The organism is Dietzia timorensis (assembly GCF_020742175.1).
In the GTDB taxonomy this organism is placed as follows: domain Bacteria; phylum Actinomycetota; class Actinomycetes; order Mycobacteriales; family Mycobacteriaceae; genus Dietzia; species Dietzia timorensis_A.
In genome coordinates this window covers 1-6,634 of sequence record NZ_DYXM01000149.1, presented here as the reverse complement: position 1 = coordinate 6,634, position 6,634 = coordinate 1, and the positions used below count along the sequence as shown (strand labels likewise).

4 protein-coding genes are annotated in these 6,634 nt (G+C 69.7%); 2 read left to right on the top strand and 2 right to left on the bottom strand.

The annotated features are described in order from the left end of the window. Together K8V11_RS08230 and K8V11_RS08225 are read right to left on the bottom strand one after the other, a co-directional pair. The coding region (locus K8V11_RS08230; RefSeq protein WP_303912598.1) for an alpha-(1->3)-arabinofuranosyltransferase family protein at positions 1-4,143 on the bottom strand (4,143 nt) is incomplete at its 3' end. A gap of 6 nt (positions 4,144-4,149) precedes the next feature. Further along, entirely contained in the window at positions 4,150-4,311 is a 162-nt protein-coding gene (locus K8V11_RS08225) for a DUF2613 domain-containing protein (RefSeq protein WP_231887267.1), read from the bottom strand. 461 nt (positions 4,312-4,772) lie between these two features. On the opposite strand from K8V11_RS08225, the gene K8V11_RS08220 reads away from it, so the two are divergent. After that, positions 4,773-5,342: a TetR/AcrR family transcriptional regulator gene (locus K8V11_RS08220; RefSeq protein ID WP_303912601.1), complete on the top strand. Its 570-nt coding sequence runs from the start codon at positions 4,773-4,775 to the stop codon at positions 5,340-5,342. Positions 5,343-5,473: 131 nt separating this feature from the next. Then, a partial coding sequence (locus tag K8V11_RS08215; RefSeq protein WP_303912594.1) for an AMP-binding protein occupies positions 5,474-6,634 on the top strand: 1,161 nt, incomplete at its 3' end.

Sequence of the window (6,634 nt, the reverse complement as noted above, 5' to 3'; positions counted from 1 at the left end):
CCACAACACCAGGGCCAGCGCGAACGGACCGGTGGAGAGGGCTGCGCGGTAGTAGCCGTCGAGCGGAAAATCCATGACGATCTTCGCGCCCGCGTCGACCCCGGCAGGAAGAATCCAGCCCTGCTGCCAGCCGCCGACAGGGATCGGTGTGAGTTCCGAGTCGCCGTCGGCGGTGACCAGGCGCGCGTTCCATCCGGTGTTGTACGACTGCGGAACGACGAGCAGGGTTCCCGCGTCGCCGGTGCGCGTGGTCAGCTCGAGAACTCGCCGCGAAGGCCCGTTCTCCTCGACCACGGTGTCCGCGCGGTCCTGCGCGGCCTCGCCGAGGGCCGGATCGCCCGCGCGTGCCGAGGCCGGAGACAACTCGAGCCCGTCGACGCTCAGCGCGGGGCCCGGGTCGACCGTCACGGTCGCCTCGCCCGCCGGCACTCGCGCCGGCTCGTTGCCGCACGGCGCGGCGAGGACGGGCTCGCCGCGGCGCAGCGCGTCGACCGTGGTCGTCACCGTCATGCGCGTTTCGGACACGAGCGCGCCCTGTGCGTCTCGAACACGGACCACGGGGCCCTCCGAGCACGGCACGCGCAGCGGCTCGTCGCCGGTGCCGAGTGGCCGGGCGAGCGGGAGCCCGTCCGTGCCGAGCAGGCGTACGTCCCCGATCGCCGGCGGGCGGGCGGTGAAGCCGGAGCCGGCATCGTTGCGCACGGTCGAATACTCGAGCACGCGGATGGTGACCTCCGAAGCCGTGGCGTCGGGGATGTCGAGGATCCACGAGCCATCGGATTCGGGCGCGGTGTCGGTGAGGTCGACGCGCTCGGTGCGGTCGCCGATTTCGATCTCGACGACTTCCGGTCGCGCCCCGTTTACCGCCGCCGTGGGCCAGATCCGCACCGATCCGATGCGGCCGCGCTCGGGCAGAGCGACACGCAGCTCGGCCCCCTTCGACCCGGCATCTGGACCGGCATCCGCGCCCATACCTTCGGCCTTCGCCTTCTCTTTCTCGTCGGCGACGGACTGCGGCGCGCGCCACGCGGTGCCAGGGTCCCCGTCGACGGCGGCCAGCGCGTTGCCGAGCGGATCGTCGACGTCGGCGTCCCCGCTCGCGGTGAGCTCGTCGCGACCGGCGGCGAGCAGCGCGTCGAGCGCTCCGCCGGCGCGGGCCCGCACGCTCAGCAGCGGGCGGAACTCGCCGTCCCTCGCCGAGTCCAGGGTGCGCGTGAATTCACCCGGCTCCTCGCCGGCCACCGCGAACCCGTCCTCGCACGCCGTGGCGGCCTCGGGTCCGGGCCGGCCACCGGGCCCGGCGATGCGCCCGGCCTCCGGCATGCACGCCGAGCGGCCCGGGTACTGCGTGCCGAGCGACCAGCCAAGCACCTGCCGCCCGCTCGGCGGAACGTAAACCTCGCGCCGCGGGGTCACGTCCTCGCCGCCGCTGCGCAGCCCGAGCTCGGAGATCGCGAAATCGAAGCCGCGCGTCCCGGATTCGGTGGCCACCGCCGTCACCTCTGCAAACGTCGAGGCACCGGTGGGCAGCGCGATCGTCGAGGGCTCCCCCGGGGTGATCGACGCGACAGTCGAGCCGGTGTCGGTCTCGACCTTGACCCGCACCACCGGCGAACCGGCGAGCTCGTCCGAGTCCGGGGTCTGCACGGTGAGCACGAGCCGGTCGCGCGGGGCGTCGAAGTCCACGCGCACGCTCTGCCCGAACGCGCCGTCGCCTCCGCGGGAATGCCACGTGGTGCGCTCGTCCCGGTCCGCGAGCGCAGCGACCCCTTCGCCCTGCGCGACCGGCCCGGGCTCGTCCGCGGCACCCGCCGAGCTCGACGCCGAGATCGAGCCCCCGCGCCACCGCACGTGGGTAAGCGAGGACTCGGAATCGTCGGCCCCGGGATCGGGCTGCTCGCCGTCATCCGGATCGATTCGTGCGGCGTAGTCGAGGCGCGGGCTCAGGGTGGTCCGCTCCTGCCCGGGAGTGCGCAGCGCGGACGTCGACTGCGAGGCCCTACCGAAGTCCGTTTCCCGCAGCCCGGGTGTGTCGGTTCCTATGACGGCGGACGTGCCCATCCCCTCGGCCCCCGCGGCCCCGGCCGCCTCTGCGTCCTTCGCGAGCAGCCGGGTCGTCGGCTCGGCGCCTGCGCCTTCGCCGGAACCCGCCGCCGCGCCCGGGCGCATGGCGGCGAAATCGTCGAGCCGCGCGAGAGCCTCGGGGCCGCCCGAGACCTGCGGTACCTGGTCGAGCGGGACGGAGTAGGGAGTGAGATCGGTAGCCGAGCCGACGCGGTAGATGACGATCGACGGAACCTGTGGGCGCAGCCCGGAATCGACGGTCGCGGTCGCGGTTTTGCCGACGATCGGCGCGGCGCCCTGCGGATCGCCGAAGCGGGCGACGGGCGTGAATCCGCCCGATTCTCGCAGCGCCTGGTGGACGAGGGCGGGCCTGGTGCCGCCGGTCTGGGGCACGAGGTCGGAGCGCACGACGACATAGCCGATGCCCTGGTTCGTAAGCGTCGCCGACAGCCCCGGCGAGGGGCGGCCGGAGTCGAAGACGCGCTGCACCGAATCGAGTGCCCGGATCGCCGGCGCGGGCTGCAGCGGGATCGAATCGCGCACCGCCCAGGGAGACTCGGCGAGAGGCTGGATCGGCTCGTCCCGCGAGGTGCCCCACACCTGGACGCCGAAGGAGGAGCCGGGCGCAACCAGCGCGCGGGAATCTGCGGCGTTCGTCGCCAACCAGTCGGCGGCCTCGGACCAATGCTCGGCGGGCGCGTCGTGCGGGCCGTTCGCGGCGAGCTCACCCCGCCACACAGGGGTCAACGCGAGCACGAGAGCGAGCACGATCGCGCAGACTCCGGCGAGCCCGGGGTAGCGCTCGATGCGCTCGAGGCGCAGCGCATGCGGGCGCCAGCCCGCGCCCCTCGGCAGACGGCCCGCGGCGCGGGTGAAGAAATAGATCGCCGCGAGGACGAGAGGCAGGCGCAGGACCGGTTCCCATTTGTGGGCGTTGCGCAGCGGGGCGCCGGCGCCGTCGAGGAAATCCTGCACCGCACCGGCAAAGGGGAAGGAGGGGGTGATCCAGTCGGGGCCCGGGATCGCGTAGGCCGCCGTCAACAAGAGCAGTCCTACCCCGGCGATGAGGGTGAGACGGCCGCGATGGGCGATCGCGCGGTCTTCGGGCCGCGCGGCGGCACCCCGTTGGGCCGCGCCCGGCCAGGCAAGCCCGATAAGACCGGCGCCGGCGACGACGACCGTGGCGATGATGACCAGCGGGGTCGCGACGACCTGTTCGTTGGCGCCGACGTTCGGGGAGATGTACGGCACCCAGCTGCTCGAGCCGCGGAGCACCTCGACGAGCGCGGACCAGCGGGAGGTCACCCCGGCGGATTCGATGTAGTCGAGGAACGGCGGCGCGACGCTGCCGAGCACGAACAGCGGCACGATCCACCAGATGCTCACGAGTGCGGTGAGGCCGACCCACCAGCCGGCGAGGCGACGCCACGTGCGGTTCGGTCGGGAGGTGAGTAGCCACAGCAGCGCGGGAAGGCACGCGGCGACGGTGGCGACGGCATTGACCGCGCCCATGAGCGCCACGGCGAGCGCCGCCCCGGCGCCTGCACGGCGCGGGGTCCACCGGGAGGTCAGTCCCTTGTGGATTGCGAGCACGACCCACGGCGCGAGCATCATCGGCCAGATCTCCGAGGAGATCGTGCCGAGCGAGGTGAGTACCTTCGGCGCGCCGACATAGGCGACGGCGCCGAGGATCTGCCACGGGGTGCGGCCGATCCCGAACGCGCGGGCGAGGCGGTAGATACCGGTGAAGCCGATGGTCAGCGCGAGCGCCCACCACAGCCGTTCGGTAATCCACGGCGGCACATGTGCGAGCTGACCGGCCGCGAAGAACGCGCCCTGGGGAAAAAAGTATCCGTACGACTGGTTCTGCACCTGCCCGGAAAACGACTCATCGGTCCAGATGTGCAGGCTTCGGGACAGGAATCCGACGGGGTCGACCAGAAGATCGTATTTGGTGTCCGAGACGATCTTGCCGGGCGATTGCAGCCCTACGACGAGGAGGAATGCGGGGAACGCGAGAACGAAGTCGGCCAGTCCTCGCAGGCGCGGCGCGGACTTCTGCAGCGCCGGTGACGCCACCTTCGGTTAGCCGCGGGAGCCGTACTCGACCTGCCCGAACAACGACTGGTCGGCAGGCGGGGTCTCGAGCTCGGGGACCGAATTCTCCGCGACGGCTGCCTGCGCGCCGAAAGCCACGATGACACCGGCAACGATGCCGACGCCTACTCCGGCAAGACTTCCTACCATTGCCTTCATCTTCGAGGTGACCCTTTCGGTTGCTGCGCGGGCCCCGGCGCGATGACGCGAACCCGGGCGCGGGCGTATCTGTGGTGACTTTAACAGCTGCCACAAGGCTTGCCCAACATGGCGCATCCGGCGCGTGGCGGCCGGTGCGCTCCCGCTTCGCCGGTCTCGGGCCTACCCCCGCGCTCACACCTGGACGGGCCGGAGGTCGTCTGAGCGGGATCCCGCCGAGCGAGATATATTACTGACGGGTAAGTTAGATCACAGCGCATGGCGGACCGCCGCGCGCCGCGTGGAGTTTCCGTCCACATCACGTCGCAGTCGAGCATGGGGAGGTGCATGTGCCTGCCAGAGCCACATCCTCCAAGAAGTCGTCGTTCGCAGCTCCGCGCGAGCAGCGCGGGGGCGAGCGTAATAAGCACACCGGAACCAAGCGGGTCCCTCGTGCGATCAGGGAACAGCAGATGCTCGACGCGGCCATCAAGGTCTTCGCCGAGCACGGCTATCGCTCCTCGTCGATGGACGCGATCGCGAAACAGGCCGAGACCTCGAAGCCGATGCTGTACCTGTACTACGGCTCGAAGGAGGAGCTGTTCCTCGCGTGCGTGACCCGCGAATCCGGACGGCTCATCGACACCCTCGAAGCCCAGATCGCGCCGGACGATTCCCCGAAGTTGCGCCTTAAGAAGGTCATCTCGTCGTTCCTCCAGTTCGTCGAATCCAACGCCGATTCGTGGAACGTCGTCTACCGGCAGGCCGAGGCCGAGCCGCCGTTCAGGCAGACGGTCACCTCCACCCGCCGCATGTTCATCGAGATGACGGCGGAGTTGCTCAAGCGCTCGACCTCGGACACGTATTCGGGCGAGGATGCCGAGCTCATCGCCGTCGCGCTCGTCGGCGCGGGCGAGGCCGTCGCCGACCGGGTGGCGAACAAGGAGGTCGACCAGAACGCCGCAGCCGAACTCGTCGTGCAGCTAAGCTGGGGTGGCCTCGCCGGCACGAACTCGTCCCCCCTACCTCGCGAAACGCCCTAGGGCTCGGAACCGGTCGCGCGATCGTGCTAGCGCCCCGCCAATTGAATATTGCATACGTAACCGCAACGTCAGGGAGAATCTTGTCCGCGCCGCACAAAGACAGCTCAGCTCGCGAAAACCGCTATTCGACGGTGTCGATTCTGGATATCGCCAAGGGGCTGCCCGACATGGTCCCGGACCTTCCCTCGGTTTTTCGCGGCCTGTTCCTCCTGCGAACGATTCGTAGCAATCACAAGCGTTCGATCGGGCAGGTTTTCGAACAGAATGTCGCCAAGGCCCCGGACCGTCCGTTTCTCAAATTCGCCGACGATGTGTGGACCTATCGCGAGGCCAACGAGCGCGTCAACCTCATCGCTTCGGTGCTCGACGCGCAGGGCGTGCGTTCGGGCGACACGGTAGGCGTATGCATCACCAACCGCCCGGAGGCGCTGCTCGCGGTGCTTGCCACGGTCAAGCTCGGCGCCTCGGCGGGCATGATCAACGTGCACCAGCGCGGCGACGTTCTCGACCACTCCCAGAGGCTGCTGGATTCGAAGGTCATGCTCATCGGCGCCGAATGCGAGGAGGCGTACCAGTCGCTTCCGGGGTCGAGTAAGTGGTGCGGCACCGTCGTCGGCGTGGACACCGCGCACGTACTGCGTGTCGCCGATGGCGCCGCCGGTTCGCGGCCCGGCGCCATGAAGGACCTGCCGTGGCTCGATGATCTCGCCCGGCAGATGGGCGGCCACGCGAGCACGGACAATCCGCCGTCAACCACCCATGTTCTCGCCAAGCAGACCGCTTACCAGGTATTCACGTCCGGAACGACGGGGATGCCCAAGGCGTCGAAGATGACTCACCTGCGGTGGAACAAGGCGATGGTCGCGTTCGGCCTGTCCGGCGCTCGCCTGCGCAGCACCGACACCCTGTACTGCCCGCTGCCGCTTTACCACAATAATGCGCTCACGGTCGCGCTGTCCGCGGTGCTCGGTGCCGGCGGCTGCCTCGCGATCGGCGAGAAGTTCTCGGCAAAGCGGTTCTGGGACGAGATCGTCCACTTCGATGCGACGGCGTTCATCTACATCGGCGAGCTGTGCCGCTACCTTCTCAATCAGCCCGTCCGCCCGCAGGAGCGCGAGCACAATCTCCGGATGATCATGGGCAACGGCCTCCGCCCGGAGATCTGGAAGGAGGTCCAGGAGCGGTTCAACATCCCGCGCGTGTGCGAGTTCTATGCGGCCAGCGAATCGCCCGTGGCGTTCGTCAACGCGTTCAGCGTCGATTCCACCGCCGGGTTCACCACGGTCCCGCAC

Coding starts and splice junctions, on each gene's coding strand:
- K8V11_RS08225 (WP_231887267.1), bottom strand. CDS start 4,311: ATGGTAGGAAGTCTTGCCGGAGTAGGCGTCGGCATCGTTGCCGGTGTC.
- K8V11_RS08220 (WP_303912601.1), top strand. CDS start 4,773: ATGCTCGACGCGGCCATCAAGGTCTTCGCCGAGCACGGCTATCGCTCC.